This window comes from Pseudomonas quercus, assembly GCF_012033695.1.
Lineage (GTDB): Bacteria > Pseudomonadota > Gammaproteobacteria > Pseudomonadales > Pseudomonadaceae > Aquipseudomonas > Aquipseudomonas quercus.
Genome location: NZ_JAAVJI010000001.1, coordinates 177112 through 195603, shown reverse-complemented (window position 1 = coordinate 195603; position 18492 = coordinate 177112). Strand labels below are relative to the sequence as shown.

At 59.8% G+C, this 18492-nt stretch carries 17 protein-coding genes; 2 read left to right on the top strand and 15 right to left on the bottom strand.

The window, feature by feature from the left end; translation table 11 throughout:
• Window positions 1-118 precede the first annotated feature (118 nt).
• The 6 genes from odhB to sdhC form a co-directional block, all read right to left on the bottom strand.
• Complete coding sequence (gene odhB / locus HBH25_RS00825; protein ID WP_168080546.1) at window positions 119-1354, bottom strand: 2-oxoglutarate dehydrogenase complex dihydrolipoyllysine-residue succinyltransferase; 1236 nt, start codon at window positions 1352-1354, stop codon at window positions 119-121.
• Window positions 1355-1393: 39 nt separating this feature from the next.
• Window positions 1394-4225 carry a 2-oxoglutarate dehydrogenase E1 component gene (locus tag HBH25_RS00820; RefSeq protein ID WP_168080544.1) on the bottom strand — a complete coding sequence of 944 codons (2832 nt, stop codon included), beginning with the start codon at window positions 4223-4225 and terminating at the stop codon, window positions 1394-1396.
• 237 nt (window positions 4226-4462) lie between these two features.
• Window positions 4463-5167, bottom strand: a complete 705-nt coding sequence (locus HBH25_RS00815; RefSeq protein ID WP_168081417.1) for a succinate dehydrogenase iron-sulfur subunit — start codon at window positions 5165-5167, stop codon at window positions 4463-4465.
• Window positions 5168-5181: 14 nt separating this feature from the next.
• Window positions 5182-6954, bottom strand: a complete 1773-nt coding sequence (gene sdhA, locus HBH25_RS00810) for a succinate dehydrogenase flavoprotein subunit (RefSeq protein WP_168080542.1) — start codon at window positions 6952-6954, stop codon at window positions 5182-5184.
• Between the two features lie 3 nt (window positions 6955-6957).
• On the bottom strand, window positions 6958-7326 hold the full coding sequence (gene sdhD, locus HBH25_RS00805; protein ID WP_168080540.1) for a succinate dehydrogenase, hydrophobic membrane anchor protein: 369 nt from the start codon (window positions 7324-7326) through the stop codon (window positions 6958-6960).
• Window positions 7320-7706: a succinate dehydrogenase, cytochrome b556 subunit gene (gene sdhC / locus HBH25_RS00800; protein ID WP_195755870.1), complete on the bottom strand. Its 387-nt coding sequence runs from the start codon at window positions 7704-7706 to the stop codon at window positions 7320-7322. Before sdhC ends, sdhD begins: the two co-directional genes overlap by 7 nt.
• A 352-nt stretch (window positions 7707-8058) precedes the next feature.
• Between sdhC and gltA the strand changes: the two genes are divergently transcribed.
• Window positions 8059-9348, top strand: coding sequence for a citrate synthase (gene gltA / locus HBH25_RS00795; protein ID WP_168080538.1), 1290 nt, complete (start codon window positions 8059-8061; stop codon window positions 9346-9348).
• Between the two features lie 145 nt (window positions 9349-9493).
• On the opposite strand, the gene HBH25_RS00790 is transcribed toward gltA, so the two are convergent.
• The 9 genes from HBH25_RS00790 to HBH25_RS00750 form a co-directional block, all read right to left on the bottom strand.
• Window positions 9494-10096, bottom strand: coding sequence for an START domain-containing protein (locus HBH25_RS00790; protein WP_168080536.1), 603 nt, complete (start codon window positions 10094-10096; stop codon window positions 9494-9496).
• Window positions 10097-10114: 18 nt separating this feature from the next.
• Complete coding sequence (locus HBH25_RS00785; protein WP_168080534.1) at window positions 10115-10393, bottom strand: YkgJ family cysteine cluster protein; 279 nt, start codon at window positions 10391-10393, stop codon at window positions 10115-10117.
• Window positions 10394-10485: 92 nt separating this feature from the next.
• Entirely contained in the window at window positions 10486-11043 is a 558-nt protein-coding gene (locus HBH25_RS00780; RefSeq protein ID WP_168080532.1) for a translation initiation factor 2, read from the bottom strand.
• An 88-nt stretch (window positions 11044-11131) separates the two neighbouring features.
• On the bottom strand, window positions 11132-12577 hold the full coding sequence (locus tag HBH25_RS00775) for an aminotransferase-like domain-containing protein (RefSeq protein ID WP_168080530.1): 1446 nt from the start codon (window positions 12575-12577) through the stop codon (window positions 11132-11134).
• 123 nt (window positions 12578-12700) lie between these two features.
• The gene (locus HBH25_RS00770) at window positions 12701-13504 is read right to left on the bottom strand and encodes an OmpA family protein (RefSeq protein WP_168080528.1); all 804 of its coding nucleotides are present in this window, start codon (window positions 13502-13504) and stop codon (window positions 12701-12703) included.
• Window positions 13501-13851 (bottom strand): DUF4398 domain-containing protein, encoded by a 351-nt coding sequence (locus HBH25_RS00765; protein WP_168080526.1) that lies wholly within the window; start codon window positions 13849-13851, stop codon window positions 13501-13503. The genes HBH25_RS00770 and HBH25_RS00765 overlap by 4 nt, the downstream gene beginning before the upstream one ends.
• A gap of 8 nt (window positions 13852-13859) precedes the next feature.
• Window positions 13860-14672 carry a substrate-binding periplasmic protein gene (locus tag HBH25_RS00760; protein ID WP_168080524.1) on the bottom strand — a complete coding sequence of 271 codons (813 nt, stop codon included), beginning with the start codon at window positions 14670-14672 and terminating at the stop codon, window positions 13860-13862.
• A 93-nt stretch (window positions 14673-14765) separates the two neighbouring features.
• Window positions 14766-15695: an electron transfer flavoprotein subunit alpha/FixB family protein gene (locus tag HBH25_RS00755; protein WP_168080522.1), complete on the bottom strand. Its 930-nt coding sequence runs from the start codon at window positions 15693-15695 to the stop codon at window positions 14766-14768.
• Window positions 15695-16444 (bottom strand): electron transfer flavoprotein subunit beta/FixA family protein, encoded by a 750-nt coding sequence (locus tag HBH25_RS00750; protein WP_168080520.1) that lies wholly within the window; start codon window positions 16442-16444, stop codon window positions 15695-15697. The genes HBH25_RS00755 and HBH25_RS00750 overlap by 1 nt, the downstream gene beginning before the upstream one ends.
• Window positions 16445-16833: 389 nt before the next feature.
• On the opposite strand from HBH25_RS00750, the gene HBH25_RS00745 reads away from it, so the two are divergent.
• Window positions 16834-18489, top strand: a complete 1656-nt coding sequence (locus HBH25_RS00745) for an electron transfer flavoprotein-ubiquinone oxidoreductase (RefSeq protein ID WP_168080518.1) — start codon at window positions 16834-16836, stop codon at window positions 18487-18489.
• Window positions 18490-18492: the final 3 nt, after the last annotated feature.

The window sequence follows — 18492 nt, the reverse complement described above, 5'->3', positions numbered from 1 at the left end:
CTCAAGCTTCAAGCGACAAGTCAACGCGGGTGAAACATGCAACATGGCAAGTCGCACCACCGCTATCAACTTGCTGCTTGCCGCTTGCAACTTGCCACTCGCAGCTTGCAGCTGCGATTTAGATGTCGAGCAGCAGACGAGCTGGGTCTTCCAGCAGGTTCTTGATGGTAACGAGGAAGGTTACCGCTTCCTTGCCATCAATCAAACGGTGATCGTAAGACAGGGCCAGATACATCATCGGCCGAATGACCACTTGGCCATTGATGGCCATAGGGCGCTGCAGGATGTTGTGCATGCCCAGAATCGCCGCTTGGGGCGGGTTGACGATAGGCGTGGACATCATTGAGCCGAACGTGCCGCCATTGGTGATGGTAAAGGTCCCGCCGGTCATCTCCTCGATGGACAGCTTGCCATCACGGGCCTTTTTACCAAAGGTGGCGATGCCGTTTTCAATTTCAGCCAGGCTCATCTGCTCAGCATTGCGCAGCACGGGTACGACCAAACCACGGTCGCTGGAAACTGCAACACCGACGTCTGCATAGCCATGGTAAACAATGTCTGAACCGTCAATGGAAGCGTTGACAGCCGGGAAGCGCTTGAGGGCCTCGGTAGCAGCCTTCACAAAGAAGGACATGAAGCCCAGGCGCACGCCATTGTGGGACTTCTCGAACAGGTCCTTGTACTTCGAACGCAGTGCCATGACTTCGGTCATGTCCACTTCGTTGAACGTAGTGAGCATGGCCATGTTCGATTGTGCTTCGACCAGGCGTTCCGCCACCTTGGCACGCAGGCGGGTCATTGGGACGCGTTTTTCGGTACGGTCACCGGCAGCAGCCGTAATCGGGGCAGCAGCAGCGGCTGGCTTGGCAGCAGGTGCCTGAGCGGGCGCATTCTTCTTCGCTTCAACCGCAGCGACAACGTCTTCCTTGGTGATACGGCCGTCCTTGCCGGTGCCTTTGATGCTGTTCAAGGCCAGGCCATTTTCTTCAGCCAGCTTACGGGCAGCCGGGCCGCCCATGGCGTCGTCATCAGCGCTTGCAGGCGCTGCAGCAGCAGCCGACACGGTAGCCTCGGCCGAAGCAGAGGCCGGCGCAGCAGCAGGCGCTGCGGCGGCACCGCCCGCTTCAATGGAGCCCAGCAGCTCATCGGAAAGCACGGTATCGCCTTCGTTCTTGACGATAGCACCCAGCACGCCGTCGGCCGTTGCAAGCACCTCCAGCACAACCTTGTCGGTTTCGATGTCGACGATCAACTCGTCACGCTTGACGGCGTCCCCTGGCTTCTTGTGCCAGGTGGCTACGGTACCGTCGGCGACCGATTCCGGGAAAGTAGGGGCTTTGATCTCGATAGCCATTATCAGTGGTTCCTTAATTCGGTTTCAGTGCGCGTGGCGTTAGACGGAGAAAGCATCGTTGAGCAGTTTTTCCTGCTGCTCCACGTGCATCGAGGCGTAACCGACCGCAGGCGCTGCCGAAGCATCGCGGCCCGCGTATTCAAGCACCAGCGCCTTGTTGTGGTTGCCGATGATACGGCGCATGTGATGCTGGCTGCTGTACCACGCGCCCTGGTTCATCGGCTCTTCCTGGCACCATACGACGTTCTGCAGGTTGGTGTAGGGTGCGAGGATGTCCGCCAGGTCGTTGTCCGGGAACGGATAGAGCTGTTCCAGGCGCAGAATGATGGTGTCTTCACGCCCATCGGCACGGCGTTTTTCCAGCAAGTCGTAGTACACCTTGCCACTGCACAGCACCAGCCGCGTGACCTTCGCCGGGTCCAGAGTGTCGACTTCCGGAATGACGGTCTGGAAGGAACCCTGAGCCAAATCTTCCAGGGTCGATACCGCCAGCTTGTGACGCAGCAGCGACTTGGGCGTGAGCACGATCAACGGCTTGCGCAGAGGGCGGATCACCTGACGACGCAACAGGTGGTAGATCTGGGCCGGGGTGGTCGGCACGCACACCTGGATGTTGTGCTCGGCGCACAGCTGCAGGTAACGCTCAAGGCGCGCAGAGGAGTGCTCAGGACCTTGGCCTTCATAACCGTGCGGCAGCAGCATGGTCAGGCCACACAGCCGGCCCCACTTGTTCTCGCCACTGGTGATGAACTGGTCGATTACCACTTGAGCGCCGTTGGCAAAGTCACCGAACTGCGCTTCCCAGATCACCAGTGAGTTGGGCGACGTGGTTGCATAGCCGTATTCGAAGCCCAGTACGGCTTCCTCGGACAACAGCGAGTCGTATAGCTCAAAGCTTGGCTGGCCTGCGAACAGATGACGCATAGGGGTGTAGGCGCTGCCATCCTTCTGGTTGTGCAGCACGGCATGCCGGTGCGAGAAGGTACCGCGGCCTACGTCCTGGCCGGTGAGCCGCACTGGATGGCCTTCGAACAGCAGGGTGGCGTACGCCATGGTTTCGGCGTAACCCCAGTTGATAGGCAAGCCACCGGCCTGCATCTTCTGGCGGTCTTCGTAGATTTTCGCCACTTGGCGCTGAACGACCAGGCCGTCCGGCACTTCCAGCAACTTGGAGGACAGCTGCTGCAGCGTCTTGAGGTCGAAGCTGGTGTCATGGCGTGCGGTCCAGGCATGGCCCAGGTAAGGACGCCAGTCAACGAACAGTTCCTTGTTGGGCTCCTTGACCAGGCTTTTCACCACATGAAGGCCGTTGTCCAGGGCGCTGCGGTACTCATCCACTTGGGACTGAGCCACGTCGGCGGTCAGGGCATTGCTCTGCACCAGGCGCTCGGCGTACAGCTCACGGGTAGTGCGCTGCTTGGCGATCTGCTGGTACATCAGTGGCTGGGTGCCGCTAGGTTCGTCAGCCTCGTTATGGCCACGACGGCGGTAGCACACCAGGTCGATCACTACATCGCGCTTGTACTGCATGCGGTAGTCGATGGCAAGCTGGGTCACGAACAGCACGGCTTCCGGGTCGTCGCCGTTCACGTGCAGGATCGGAGCCTGGATCATCTTGGCAACGTCGGTGCAATACTCAGTGGAGCGAGAATCGCGCGGGTTGCTGATGGTGAAGCCAACCTGGTTGTTGATCACGATATGCACAGTGCCGCCGGTCTTGAAACCGCGGGTTTGTGACATCTGGAAGGTTTCGAGCACCACGCCCTGGCCAGCGAAGGCCGCATCCCCGTGAATCGAGACGGGGACTACCTTGTCACCCACCGCATCGTTGCGGCGATCCTGACGGGCGCGCACAGACCCTTCGACCACAGGGGACACGATCTCAAGGTGAGACGGGTTGAATGCAAGCGCCAGGTGCACTTCGCCACCCGACGTCATCACGTTGGACGAGAAGCCTTGGTGATATTTCACGTCACCGGAACCCAGTTCAACCTTCTTCTTGCCTTCGAACTCATCGAAGAGGTCGCGAGGGTTCTTGCCAAATGTATTGACCAGCACATTGAGCCGGCCCCGGTGGGCCATGCCGATGACGAGTTCTTTGGTGCCGTAGGAGCCGGACCGCTGAATGATCTCGTCCAGCATGGGAATAAGGCTTTCGCCCCCTTCCAGGCCGAAGCGCTTGGTGCCAGGGTATTTGGTGCCCAGGTACTTTTCCAGGCCCTCGGCAGCGGTCACCCGCTCCAGCACATGGGTTTGCACTTCAGGCGAGTACTGAGGCCGGCCGCGGACGCTTTCCAGGCGCTGCTGGAACCAGGCGCGCTGTTCGGAATCGACGATGTGAGTGAACTCAGCGCCAATGGTGCGGCAATATGTCAGCTGTAAGGCTTCCTGGATCTCGCGTAGGCTCGCCTCCTCCTTACCGATGAACAGGTCGCCGGTACGGAAGGTCGTGTCAAGATCGGCATTGGTCAAGCCGTAATGATTGATTGAAAGGTCTGCCGGAGCGGGCCGTTGCCACAAACCCAGCGGGTCCAGCTGGGCGGCCTGGTGGCCCTGCATCCGGTACGCATGAATCATGCGCAGCACTTCCACCTGCTTTTTCTCGTGCTCACTGCTCACGCTCCCGGCGGAAACCGGCTGAGCGCGCCGCTGGTTCTTGGCCAGGAGCACGAAATGGTCGCGAATGGTGGAATGCGAAACATCGGGGGCGGTGCTGCCTTCGGCGGGCAACTTCTGAAAGTAGGTGCGCCACTCTTCTGGCACAGCGTTAGGGTCGTGCAGGTAAAGCTCATAGAGCTCTTCCACATAGGCAGCGTTACCACCTGAAAGGTGGGCGCTATCCCACATGCGCTGCATCACGCTTTCTTGCATGCTTGGTCACCCTCGGTTAGGGGCCACCATCGGCGCGAACACGGCGTGCCTGAACAAGTCTGGTGCAGCGACTCGAACACGGCCACCAAGGTCTCGCAGATAGTCCGGGTACCAGCCCGGATGCCCCTGCTGGTCTATTTCTTCAAGTAAGAGCAGTGGTACAAGCCCACCGCTCAAGTCGTAGCCGTAGCCGGGCTCACACGCCCGGGCATGGCGTTTTCGGGTGCAACGGGTGTATCAGATACCGCTTTGCAGCAGCATGTTCCGCACGTGGCCGATAGCTTTGGTAGGGTTCAGGCCCTTGGGGCACACGCTCACACAGTTCATGATCCCGCGGCAACGAAACACACTGAACGGGTCGTCCATGGCAGCCAGGCGCTCATCGGTACGGGTATCACGGCTGTCGGCCAGGAAACGGTAGGCCTGGAGCAGTGCAGCGGGGCCCAGGAACTTGTCCGGGTTCCACCAGAACGATGGGCATGACGTGGAGCAACAGGCGCACAGAATGCACTCGTACAGGCCGTCCAGCTTTTCACGGTCTTCAGGGGACTGAAGGCGTTCGATGGCCGGCGCAGGTGTGTCGTTCTGCAGGTAAGGCTTCACCTTCTCGTACTGCTTGTAGAAGATGCTCATGTCGACGACCAGGTCACGAATGACTGGCAAGCCCGGCAGCGGCCGCAAGACCAGCTTGTTGCCTTTGACCACCGCCGAGAGCGGCGTAATGCAAGCCAGGCCATTCTTGCCGTTGATGTTCATGCCATCGGAACCGCACACGCCCTCACGGCACGAGCGACGGTACGAAAAGCCTTCGTCTTGTTCCTTGATAAGGGCCAGTACGTCCAGCACCATCAAGTCCTTGCCGCCGGTGTCGACCTGGAAGTCGACCATTTTCGGCGCGGCGTCCTGGTCCGGGTTGTAACGATAAACACTGACTTGCAACATAGCGGTCATCACCCTTAGTAGGTCCGGATTTTAGGTTCGAAAGCCGGCACGGTTTTCGGCGCGAAGTTCACGGCACGCTTGGCGACTCGCTTCTCACCCGGGAAGTACAGGGTGTGGCACAGCCAGTTCTCATCGTCACGGTCTTCGTAGTCTTCGCGTGCATGGGCACCGCGCGACTCCTTTCGCTCCTCGGCCGCAATAGCGGTGGCCTCGGCGACTTCCAGCAGGTTCTGCAGCTCCAGCGCCTCGATGCGGGCGGTGTTGAACCCCTGGCTCTTGTCGTTGATCTTCACATTGGCGATTCGTTCACGCAGCGTGGCCAACTGGGCAATGCCCTGCTGCATGTATTCGCCGGTACGGAACACCCCAAAGAAGTTCTGCATGCAGCTCTGCAATTCGCGGCGCAGCGTGGCCACGTCTTCGCCTGTGCTGCGCTCGTTCAAGCCACTCAAGCGTGCCAGGGCTACGTCCACATCCGTTGCGCTGGCATCGCGGTATTCGATACCGTCGCTCAGCGCCTTTTCCAGGTGGAGGCCAGCAGCGCGGCCGAATACAACCAGGTCCAGCAAGGAGTTGCCGCCGAGGCGGTTGGCGCCGTGAACCGACACGCACGCCACTTCACCCACTGCAAACAGACCAGGAATGATAACGTCCTTGCCTTCGGCATCCAGGGTCATGGCCTGGCCGTGAATGTTGGTGGCAACGCCGCCCATCATGTAGTGGCAGGTAGGAACAACCGGCACAGGCGCTACTACAGGGTCAACGTGCGCGAAGGTTTTGGACAGCTCGCAGATGCCTGGCAAGCGGCTGTGCAGCACTTCCTCGCCCAGGTGGTCGAGCTTGAGCATCACATGGTCGCCGTTGGGACCACAGCCATTACCGGCAATGATTTCCTTGACCATGGAGCGGGCCACTACGTCACGGCCCGCGAGGTCCTTGGCGTTGGGCGCATAACGCTCCATGAAACGCTCGCCGTGCTTGTTGATGAGGTAACCCCCTTCACCACGGCAGCCTTCGGTGACCAGTACACCTGCGCCGGCAATGCCGGTTGGGTGGAACTGCCACATTTCGATGTCCTGCACCGGCACGCCAGCACGCAACGCCATGCCTACGCCGTCACCGGTGTTGATCAGGGCATTGGTGGTAGATGCATAGATGCGGCCTGCCCCACCTGTAGCCAGTACCGTGGCCTTGGCACGGATATAGACCGTTTCGCCGGTCTCGATGCAGATAGCGATCACACCAACAAAGGCGCCGTCCTGGTTCTTGACCAGGTCCACGGCATACCACTCGTTCAGGAAGGTGGTACCCGCTTTCAGGTTGCCCTGGTACAGCGTGTGCAGCAGTGCATGACCGGTACGGTCCGAAGCAGCACAGGTGCGAGCAGCCTGGCCACCCTTGCCGAAGTCCTTGGACTGGCCACCGAACGGGCGCTGGTAGATGCGGCCGGTTTCAGTACGGGAGAACGGCAGGCCCATGTGGTCCAGCTCGAAAACGGCTGCCGGGCCTTCCTGACACATGTACTCGATCGCGTCCTGGTCACCGATGTAGTCCGACCCTTTCACGGTGTCGTACATGTGCCAGCGCCAGTCATCGTTCGGGTCCGCCGAGGCGATCGCACAGGTGATGCCGCCTTGGGCAGAAACGGTGTGCGAACGGGTTGGGAATACCTTAGTGACTACGGCAGTCTTGTGGCCGCCTTGGGCCAGCTGCAGCGCGGCACGCATGCCGGCGCCGCCACCACCGATGATGATGGCGTCATAATTGAGCGTACGGATGTTGGACATGGATCAAATACCCCAGAGAATCTGCACACCCCAGACGAAGTAGGCGAACATTGCTACGCCACATACCGCCTGGAACAGGAACCGCACGACAGTGGCCGACTTGCCCAGCGCCATGGGCGTGAGGTAGTCGGTGGAGATGGTCCACATGCCGACCCACGCATGGGCGCTGAGGGCCACCAGGGCCAACAGGCTGAAGATGCGCATCCAGTTGTTGGAGAACAGGGCGTGCCACTGAGCGAAATCCAGGCCCGGGTGCACTACCAGGTAGCCGATCAGGAAAATGAAGTAAACCGCGAGAACGACAGCCGAAACCCGCTGCGCCATCCAGTCGTAAAGGCCCGAACGGGACAGGTTAGTGACATTGGTTACCATATCCAGACTCCTGCCAGAACGATCAGCACTACAGAAACGACGATGACGATCATGGAGCCGAGCTTGCCGCCCTCGAGCGTCTCGCCCACGCCGGTATCCATGATCAGGTGGCGAACACCGGCCACCAGATGGTAAAGCAGAGCGGAGAGCAGGCCCCACATCACGAGCTTGGCCAGCGGACTGGTCAGATACGCCTTCACCTCGCCAAAGCCTTCCTCGGAGCCCAGCGACTTGCCCAACGCGTAGAGCGCGATGGCAATGCCGACAAAGAGGATGACACCGGAAACGCGATGGAGAATGGACGTGTAAGCAGTGACAGGGAGTTTGATGGTCCTTAGGTCTAGGTTTACAGGTCGTTGGCTATTCACGGCTTTTTTCACACTGAAGAGCCCCTAGCAAGCAGGGCAAAGTTGTAGGGAAGTGTACTGGTCAGGTACCCACCACCCGGGGAGTGACGACGCCAGCGGAAACGGGCCAAAAGCCCCTGACGGTCGGACGCCGAGTATAGACAGTTAGGATACTAATGACAACGTAAAGGACTGTTCCTGAAACCGCGTTGCGGCGGCACTACAAAAAGCGTAAATGAATGTGCGAGAGGCCTCGAAAGCTGCTGCCACGGGGCTTGCAGGGTGGGGGGTGCGGCAAATTGACTTTAGTATTTATCCCACTATAGTGGTGCGGGCCCTGCGTGGGGGGCCTGTCAGATGATTCGAAGCATTAACAGGAGGCCACATGGCTGACAAGAAAGCGCAGTTGATCATCGAGGGCGCCGCCCCCGTTGACCTGCCGATTTTAACCGGCACCGTTGGTCCCGAAGTCATAGACGTGCGAACCCTGACCGCCTCAGGTCACTTCACGTTCGACCCAGGCTTCATGTCCACCGCTTCGTGCGAGTCGAAAATCACCTACATCGACGGTGACCAAGGCATCCTGCTGCACCGCGGCTACCCCATCGAGCAATTGGCCGAACATTCGGACTACCTGGAAACCTGCTACCTGCTGCTCAACGGCGAACTGCCCAATGCCGAGCAGAAGGCGAGTTTCGTTAGCAATGTAAAGAACCACACCATGGTGCACGAGCAGTTGAAGACGTTCTTCAACGGCTTCCGTCGCGACGCACACCCCATGGCGATCATGTGCGGCGTCGTAGGCGCGCTGTCGGCGTTCTACCACGACTCCCTGGATATCAATAATCCCCAGCATCGGGAAATCTCGGCCATTCGCCTGGTAGCGAAAATGCCAACCCTGGCAGCGATGGTGTACAAGTACTCCATGGGCCAGCCCATGATGTACCCGCGCAACGACCTGTCGTATGCCGAAAACTTCCTGCACATGATGTTCAACACCCCGTGCGAGATCAAACCGATCAGCCCGGTGCTCGCCCGCGCCATGGACCGGATTTTCATTCTGCACGCTGACCATGAGCAGAACGCGTCCACGTCCACCGTGCGCCTCGCCGGTTCGTCCGGCGCCAACCCGTTCGCCTGTATCGCTGCGGGTATCGCCGCGCTCTGGGGCCCTGCACACGGGGGTGCAAACGAAGCCGTGCTGGCCATGCTGGACGAAATCGGAGATGTGTCCAACATTGACACCTACATCGCGAAGGCCAAGGACAAGAACGACCCGTTCAAGCTCATGGGCTTCGGGCACCGGGTGTACAAAAACTTCGATCCGCGCGCCAAGGTCATGAAACAGACGTGCGATGAAGTGCTGGCCGAACTGGGTATCAAGAACGACCCGCAGCTGGAACTGGCCATGCGCTTGGACGAAATTGCGCGCAACGACCCTTATTTCAAGGAGCGCAATCTCTACCCGAACGTAGACTTCTACTCGGGTATTATCTTGAAGGCGATTGGCATTCCAACCAGCATGTTCACCGTGATCTTCGCACTGGCGCGGACAGTCGGCTGGATTTCGCACTGGAAGGAAATGCTATCCAGCCCTTACAAGATCGGTCGCCCGCGCCAGCTGTATACCGGCGAAACGCAGCGCGATCTGCAAAAGCTCGAAGACCGCAAGTAAGTCATGACCAAACTTCGCCAGCCCTCTCGAGCTGGCGAATTTACAACACCGTTCTTCACCGCCTACATCACACCTCAACAATGCCCAAGTAACATCAGTGACACCCGGCACCGCTATTGTGGCGCCAGGCCTCACATTTGAATGATTAGGGCTGTTCGGCTCGAGCCTTCAGGTTCTTCAGTGTATTGAAGGGTGCGTCCACCACGAACTTGTTCGCAATCATGGACGGGACACTGCCTCCCGGCTCGGTATGTACCTGGTAAGTGACAATCGTGTCTGCCCCCTTGGGCTCCATCTTCCAGAAACCCTCTACCTGTGTAACACGCACAAAGCCCTTTTCTTCCGGCAGATAGGTCGGCACGCCTTTGAGCGTCCGCGTCACGCTGCCATCGGCACCCTCGCTGGTAGTCACCTGCAACACCGAGTCGCGTGGCGTCACAGGCCACGGCGTATTGAATTGGGTGTAGGTCCAGGTCTGGTCACCGTCATGTTTGAGCAGCTTCTGGAACTTGCACTCGTGAATCCAGGCACAAGCGCCGCTGGCGTCCTCTTGCAAGGCACGTAACCGGGCAATGCTGGCGTGAATGATGGCGGTGCCTTTATAGGCCTTGTAGTCCGATCCAGGAACGCTACTCAAGGCCACAGTGATACCGCCCTCGTCCTTGACCACCTGCCATGCCTCGGCATGAGCCTGCATGGCCATCCAGGGCAATACACACAGGGCGGCCATTCGATACATTGCTCTCATCGTTCTTTTCCTTTTTGTTCACGAGATGCTGTTCACTACCCTCGCCTGGGCCGTTGCGCCCTCTAGCCATCCAAGGATCCGTATGGCGTCGTTGCTATCGACACCGCAAAAAGCCGCATCCGCCTGGAATGCGGCGCATACCTTGGGTCGCTCGGGCAGGCCGAAGATACGGCACAGATTGTTTGCACCCAATTGGATGCAACGCTCGCCTGCGGGCTTACCTTGCGGCATGCCAGGTATGGGAGAAGAGATGGAAGGAGCGATACAGCAGGCTCCGCAGCCGATACGGCACAACATGGGCAAGCGACTCCAGGCGAGGCAAAGGGTCCACACTCGGCGATAGTAACCGCCTAAACACCTGTTTGAAACCTCTGTTCTACCTTGCTCTGTTACTGCTTGAATTTGAAATCGAGCGCCGCACCCTCGACATCCCGGCGCTCATTGCGCAGCTGGAGGTCCATTTCATTGGTCAGTAGCCGACCATTGAGCTCGAAGGGCTCGGCACTGCTTTTGTCGTTGAACAGGGAAGGCAACAGGGGCTTGCCGTCTACCGAGGCCTGAGCGGGCTTCGCAGCAGTAGGTTTTCCAGGCGGTTGGAGCTGATTGACCATGTCCTTAGGCAAGGTGAGGTCGATTTTGGCCGGAGGAATGTCAGAAGCAATCGCGTCGGAAGACTTGCGCGACCGACTTTTGGCAGCCACTCGACCAGTGCGTTTGGACGCTTTGGCGGCAGCTTTGCTCGCTTTTTTGGGTGAGGCCTTGGCAGCGGCTTTTAGCGTTGCGCCTGGGCGCTTGGCCCCTGTTTTCGGAGCCGCCGGGATCGTCGCTGGCAAGGGCACAGGCGCCCCTAGTACAAAGGGTTCCGGCGTGGCAGCAGGGGCCGGCCCCGCGATTAGCGAGGTCACCAGCACACAACTCAGGCCAAGCAAACACTTAAAGTGATTCATGCGTACGACCAGCCACCTTCGTATACCTTTTATGCTCACCCTTGCCCGGGTAAATGGCAATAGGCGAACAACCCGTAACTGCGACCGTTCAGTACCATGTACCGTTCCCCGTATCCTCGCAGAGCTGCGTGGCCAGTACCCCTAACGTCATCAGTGCTCGCTCAGCCTCACGGTTCCAAGGAACCCCGCAATTGAGGCGAATGCAGTGGTTGAACTGCTCGGTGTTACTGAAAATAAGCCCAGGCGCAATGCTGATGCCCTGCTCCAAGGCACGCACATGCAACTCTTGGGTATTCACACGGCCAGGGAGGCTGACCCAGAGAATGAAACCGCCCAAGGGCCGTGTCATCTGAGTGCCTGCAGGAAAGTGCTGTTGCACCGCCAGTTGGCAGGCGGTCAGGTTCTTGCGGTACTCCTGCCGAACGTGCCGCAGGTGGCGGTCATAGCCTGCGTTTTCCAGGTAGCTGGCAATCGCCATCTGAGTCACGCTGCAGGCCGAATGAGTACTGAAGGTTTGCAGCCGTTGAATCTCCTCCTGGTGCCGGCCTGCCAGCATCCAGCCGATCCGCACACCAGGGGACAGTGTTTTGGAAAAGCTTGAGCAGTACACCACATGGCCCTGACGGTCATAGGCTTTCAAAGCTTTGTAACGGCCCGGCTCGAACATCAATTCGCCGTGAATATCGTCCTCGACAATCTGCATGTTGAATTCCGCCGCCAGCCTCAAAAGCTGCTTCTGCCGTTCCTCGGGCACTACCCCGCCCAGGGGGTTGCTTAGACGGGACGTCATCAGCACAACCTTGATCGACCATTGATTGGCTGCCAGCTGTAGCGCTTCCAGGCTGATGCCTGCCGTGGGATCGCTGGGAATCTCGATGACCTTCAAGCCCAGCAGGTCTGCCAACTGCAACAAGCCGTAGTACGTGGGGGATTCGGCAGCGATCAGGTCCCCCGGCCGAGTGAGTACCCTCAACGCCATTTGCAGCGCATCGACGCAGCCGTGGGTGATTACGACTTCGGAAGGGTCTACCACCACACCTGCATCGCGCATGCGAATTGCAATCTGCCGGCGCAGCGGCTCGTAGCCTGGGCTGAACATGTAGCTGAACGCACGTGGGCTATGGAAGCGAGTCACTTTGGCGAGCTGCTGGTGCAGCGCCCGGACGGGCAGGTAGTCCACGTGAGGCACCGCTGTACCCAGTGCAAACACCCCTTCGCGCCGGGACTCGTCCAGCACCTGCTGAATGATGCTGCTGCGCGTGACCAGGCCTGGGCGTTCCACGCGAGCAATATCAGGCGTAGGGGCTGTGAGTGCAGGGGTTTGATGCACGTAGTAACCCGACTGCGGACGTGCCCGGATAAGCCCCTGGTCCTCCAGGTTGGCATAAGCCTGAAGCACGGTGGCATGGCTTACGTTCAACTGTGCGCTCATCTTGCGCACCGAAGGCACACGTTCACCGGGCTGATAGACGCCCTTGCGAATATCCTCAGCCAATTGCTGAGCAATGCGCTGGTAGAGCAGAAGGTTCGTCATGGGCAAGCGTCTCTGACCCTGAAGCACCAGAACAGTAGAGAACTGTACGGGAACAGTTTTCCAGCCAGAGGAGAGAATACCGCCAGTGCACCCTCAGTGCGAGGGGCACTGTGCGGCAAACGCCTATCGTTTTGCGCCTAAAGCACCTAGCTTGTCCGAGATCACGATTTCAACGCGGCGGTTGAGCGCCCTGCCCCGTTCCGTGGCATTGGCTTCCACCGGGTACTGGTCGCCGTACCCTTCAACGGCAATACGCTTTTCCTCGACACCTAGGTCTACCAGCATGTCCGCTACGGATTGCGCACGGTCGCGTGACAGGCTCAGGTTTTCATCGGCTGCCCCGGTACTGTCCGTGTAACCCTCGATGCGTATGGTGCGCCGCAGGTTCATTTGAAGAAACTGCGCCAGCTTGAGGAGTGTTCGGTTGGCCGACGGTTTAAGGTCCGCTGCGCCTGTGTCGAACAACACATCTCCCAAAGTGAGTACCAGGCCGCGATCAGCGTCCGTAGTGGTCAAAGCCAGCAGTTGGTCTTCGAGCCATTGCCCCTGACGCTGCACGCTGGCTAGCCGGGATTCCCGCAGCGCCAGCTGCAGGCGTTCCCGCTCCAGCTCACGCCGTTGCAGCTGCTCAAGGTTGCCCGCTGCTTCGCTATGGGCCAGCGCCATTTCACTGTAGCGGGTACTCAGGTAGGCATAATGACGGACGTCGTCGGCAGCGCCCCAGTAGCTGGACAAGCGCTCGGCACGGGCCAGGGACTCACCCGCACGGATCACATCCTTGGGTGCGTAGCGAAGTACCTCTGCGTTGTCCCGTATCCCTTGGAAACGGGCAGTGGCCTGGTCAAGGGCCTGATCGGCTGAGTGCGTTGCACAACCGCCCAGGGCTGCCAGCAGGCACAAGGCCAAGGGAACACGTATCGCGGTCATGGCGCCTCTCCCAACTGCTTGCGCAACCGCTGGATACGCAGGTTTACCTGAGCCAATTGGGCAGCGCTTTTACGGGTCAGCTCATGCGCCTCAGCCAAACGGGCATCCAGCTCGGCCTGCTCCAGGGCCATGCGGGCGACCTTGTTGTGACCACTGGCCATGTCGGCGCGCGCCTGGGCGGCCTTGCTCAGTGCGGTGGCCAAGGGCTCACTGTCTTCGGCCGCGCCGACTGCACGGGCCTGCTCGATGGACTGCTCGGTAAGGCGAAGTTGTTCGTCGGGTACAGGGTCGGTGGCACAGCCGGCAAGGGCCAGCACTGCCCCCGCCCAGATCAATCGTTTGTTCACAGCATGTCCTATGGTTTGGCGGCCTCGGGCATTGCCTGTTGCTGGAGTTTCCAACGTTCGGCATTACGCTGCAGGATCGACTGGACCCCGCCAGAGGCGGCCAATTCTGTCATCTTTTTAGCCAGCTGTCCGCGTAGCCAGCCATCGTTGCAGGCGGAGTCCTGCGCAATAGCCACGTAGATACCTGGGCGGTCCACGACCACGTCCTGTGCCACCAGCCCTACCGTTGGGCCCAATGTGGCCACAGCGGCCGCACCGGCATACCGTGGCGCGATGGCATAGTCTGCCTGGCCCATCGCCACGGATTGAAGTGTGCGAGTGAGGTTTTGCGAAGGCACAAGGTTCAAATGCTGCGCAGCGAAGCTGCTGAACATTGGTGTGAGGCGCGCCTTGGCTGAAACAGCACCCCGCTGCCCGGCCAGGTCGGCCAACGTGGCGTAGCTGGCGGCTGAATGTTGCCGTGTCCATACCAGGTAATCGTTGAACGCCAGCGGTGGATAAACGTAATCCAGGTGTTCGAGGTCAGCCGTCGTCAAAACTGCATCTGCCAGCAGGTCCATACGCCCGGTACGCACCTCATCCAGCGCCTGGGAGCGCCGACCTGCATACAGCACCTCGATCTCGATCCCCAACTGGGCAGCGATGCCTGTGAGCACATCCACGCTGGCACCGATAAGCTTGCGAGGGTCTGCAGGGTCGCGCCAGGCATAGGGCGGTGCATCCGGGCTGGCCGTGGCTACCAGGCGTTCGCAGCTACCTGCTGCACTGCCTAAGGAGGGGAGCAGGGCCAGTGTCGCCAACCCGTACAGGGCTATTCGCATGAGGGGCTATACCTTCGCCTAGGGGCCGTTCAGCCTATGAAAAAACCCAGGCAATGCCTGGGTTTCCTGAGGTTGCGCGCTATTAGAAGCTGTTTACACCAGCTTTTCGAGCTCCGGGATAACCTCGAACAGGTCACCCACCAGGCCATAGTCTGCCACCTGGAAGATGGGCGCTTCTTCATCCTTGTTGATCGCAACGATCACCTTGGAATCCTTCATGCCCGCCAGGTGCTGGATCGCACCGGAAATACCTACGGCAATATACAGCTGGGGGGCAACGATCTTGCCGGTCTGGCCAACCTGCATGTCGTTGGGTACGAACCCTGCGTCTACCGCCGCGCGCGAGGCACCTACGGCAGCGCCCAGTTTGTCGGCCAAGGCATAGAGGTGCTTGAAGTTGTCACCGTTCTGCATGCCACGGCCACCGGAAACCACGACCTTGGCGGCCGTGAGCTCCGGGCGGTCCGATTTGGCCAGCTCTTCACCTACGAACGCCGAAACCCCGGCATCCTTCACGTCTGCAACCGTTTCCACGGAGGCTGAACCACCCTCGGCAGCGACCGGGTCGAAGCCGGTGGTGCGCACGGTGATGACTTTCACGGCGGCACTGGACTGCACGGTCGCAATGGCGTTGCCTGCGTAGATCGGGCGTGTGAAAGTATCAGGGCTTTCAACGCTGATGATTTCCGAGAGCTGGTCTACGTCCAGCATAGCGGCCACACGCGGCAGGAAGTTCTTGCCGTTGGTGGTCGCCGGTGCAAGCACGTGGCTGTAGCCAGAGGCCAGGGAAACGATCAGCGGGGCCACGTTCTCAGGCAACTGGTGGGCATAGGCGGCGTTGTCGGCTAGCAGCACCTTGCTTACACCGGCAACCTTGGCCGCTGCGTCCGCAACGGACGAGACGCCCTGCCCTGCAACCAGCACATGAACCTCACCACCGATTTTTACGGCGGCGGCGACAGTATTGAGGGTAGCGCCTGCCAGTGCGCCGTTTTCGTGTTCAGCGATTACCAGGATAGGCATCAGATTACCTTCGCTTCGTTTTTCAGTTTGTCGACCAGTTCAGCAACGGACTTCACCTTGACACCAGCGCTGCGGGTCGCCGGCGCCTGCACCTTGATGGTTTTGCTGGTAGACGCCGTGGACACGCCCAAGGCATCGGGTGTGAAGCTTTCCAGCGGCTTTTTCTTGGCCTTCATGATGTTGGGGAGCGAGGCGTAACGCGGTTCGTTAAGGCGCAGGTCAGTGGTTACGATGGCCGGCAGGGTCAGCGCAACGGTTTGCAGGCCGCCATCGATTTCACGGGTCACGTTGAGCGTGTCGCCGGCCAGTTCCACCTTCGAAGCGAACGTGCCCTGGGCATAACCGGTTAGCGCGGCCAGCATTTGGCCGGTCTGGTTGTTGTCGCTGTCGATGGCCTGCTTGCCCAGGATCACCAGTTGCGGCTGCTCCTTGTCCACTACCGCCTTCAACAGCTTGGCAATGGCAAGTGAGCCAAGCTCTTCGGCGCTTTCGATCAGTACGGCACGGTCGGCACCCAGGGCCAGCGCGGTGCGCAGCTGCTCCTGGGCAGTCGCCGGCCCGACGGTGACCACGATCACCTCAGTGGCTACGCCCTTTTCCTTGAGGCGTACCGCTTCTTCCACGGCGATTTCGCAGAAGGGGTTCATGGACATCTTGACGTTGGCCAGATCCACCCCGGAGTTGTCCGCCTTGACGCGAACCTTGACGTTGTAATCGACCACTCGTTTGACAGCTACAAGAACCTTCATGGATTCCTCGTTACGCTCCGGTGAATAGAATGTCGCAGGGCGGGCCTTGCGATCGCTTGTACAGGGCTCGCCGCCTGTGCGTGCGAGACCATGATCGCCCGCCCCTAAGCCCTGGGCCCGGAAGCCACCACACGGCGCGAGGCCAGCGGGCGTGAGCAACAGCTGACATGAAACCGCTCGTATCTTGACCGCACCGCAATGGCTGGTCAATACGCGGAACCCGCCAGTCACGCGGCCGCACCCAGCGAATTCATTGACACTGACAGGATTCAAACAAACGTTTGATTTGGACCACCACACTGGTGTAGATATAATGCCCAATCAACGGTGAAGGGTCCCAACCGCCCTTGTCAGAAAAAACCGTACCCGCCTGTGTTAGGAGAGAACCTGTGGAACGCGAATACATGGAATTCGACGTGGTCATCGTCGGGGCCGGCCCCGCTGGCCTGTCCGCCGCCTGCCGCATCAAGCAGAAGGCCGCCGAAGCCGGTAAGGAAGTGAGCGTCTGCGTGGTAGAAAAAGGTGCCGAGGTTGGCGCCCACATTCTCTCCGGCGCCGTGTTCGAACCCCGTGCGCTGAACGAACTGTTCCCGGATTGGAAAAACCTGGGCGCCCCGCTGAACACGCCCGTGACGCGCGATGACATCTATGTGCTCAAGGACGCCCAGGGTGCTCGTAAAATCCCTGGAGCCTTGGTACCCAAGACCATGCACAACGAGGGCAACTACATTATCTCCCTGGGCAACCTCTGCCGCTGGCTGGGCCAGCAAGCCGAGAACCTGGGCGTAGAGGTGTACCCAGGCTTCGCTGCCCAGGAAGCGCTGATCGACGAGCACGGCGTGGTGCGCGGCATTCTGACCGGCGACATGGGCGTGGACCGCGAAGGCCAGCCCAAGGGCGGCATGTATACCCCGGGCATGGAGTTGCGCGGCAAGTACACTTTATTTGCCGAAGGCTGCCGCGGGCACATCGGAAAGCAGTTGATCAAACGCTTCAACCTGGACAGCGACGCCGACCCGCAGCACTACGCCATCGGCTTGAAGGAAATCTGGGACATCGACCCCGCCCGGCACGAGCCTGGGCTGGTGGTACACACCGCAGGCTGGCCTCTGGATGACGCCAACCCGGGTGGGTCGTTCCTGTACCACCTGGAAAACCATCAGGTGGTCGTCGGCCTGATCGTGGACCTGTCCTACAGCAACCCTTACCTGTCCCCCTTCGACGAGTTCCAGCGCTACAAGCACCATCCGGTGGTCAAGCAGTACCTGGAAGGCGGCAAACGGGTGTCCTATGGCGCCCGAGCTATCGTCAAAGGTGGCCTCAACTCCCTGCCCAAAATGGTGTTTGCCGGTGGTGCACTGATTGGCTGCGACCTTGGCACCCTGAACTTCGCCAAGATCAAGGGCAGCCACACGGCCATGAAGTCCGGCATGCTGGCGGCGGATGCCGTGGTGGATCGCCTGCTGGCAGGCAGCGAAGGGGGGGACCTGTTAACGGCCTACCCGGAAAGCTTCAAGGCCAGCTGGTTGTACGACGAACTGTTCTGTAGCCGCAATTTCGGTGCCGCCATCCACAAATGGGGCGCCATCAAAGGCAACGCTTTCAACTTCATCGACCAGAACCTGTTCGGCGGGAAAATTCCGTTTACCCTTCGCGACACCACACCCGACTACGCGACCCTCAAGCTGGCCGCAGACTCGAAGAAAATCGACTACCCCAAGCCCGACGGCCTGCTGAGTTTCGACAAGCTCAGCTCGGTATTCCTCTCCGGCACCAACCATGAAGAGGAACAGCCCTGCCACTTGAAGCTCAAGGATCCGAGCATTCCGATTGCCAAGAACCTGCCGCTGTACGATGAGCCCGCGCAGCGCTATTGCCCCGCCGGCGTGTATGAGGTGGTGACACAGGAGAGCGGCGAAAAGCGGTTCCAGATCAACGCGCAAAACTGCGTGCATTGCAAAACGTGCGACATCAAGGACCCGTCCCAGAACATCGTGTGGGTAGCCCCTGAAGGCGCTGGCGGGCCCATGTACCCCAATATGTAAGGG